This is a genomic window from Vibrio aquaticus (genome assembly GCF_003970385.1).
GTDB classification, from domain to species: Bacteria; Pseudomonadota; Gammaproteobacteria; order Enterobacterales; family Vibrionaceae; genus Vibrio; species Vibrio aquaticus.
The window spans coordinates 1-432 of record NZ_RXZH01000161.1; the positions used below are offsets into that span (position 1 = coordinate 1).

A 432-nucleotide genomic window follows, 5' to 3' on the forward strand; every position below is an offset into this window, starting at 1 on the left:
CTAAACCATTCGCGGGTACATCTACCCACTCGCCGTCTGCATTCTTGTATTGGAACGCTTTAATGTCTTTTGGCTCAGTCTCTTCTTCGTTCAACGTCAACTTAACTGTGACGTCGATGTCTGCCGCTTTGCTTAGRCTCACCGTGAARTGCGCTTTATCGCCTTCGCTTACGTCACCACCACCGGCAATGCTCACGGTTGGACGGTCGTCATCACCACCRTTTTGGCCACCGTCTTGGATCGTTGCGTCGGCTGTTTTATCCGCTGGGTCTGTCGCCGTAAGCGCACCCTCGGCGCCTTCAACAGTCACACTGAAGTCTTCATCGCCTTCGTAGACTTTATCTTGCGCCGTCTTAACTCGTACTTTGACCGCATCTTCACCGGCTGGAACCGTCACTAAACCATTCGCGGGTACATCTACCCACTCGCCGT

At 53.1% G+C, this 432-nt stretch carries 1 protein-coding gene; it reads right to left on the minus strand.

The window, feature by feature from the left end; genetic code table 11:
* A partial coding sequence (locus EJ063_RS20935) for a Calx-beta domain-containing protein (protein ID WP_208640400.1) occupies positions 1–432 on the minus strand: 432 nt, incomplete at both ends.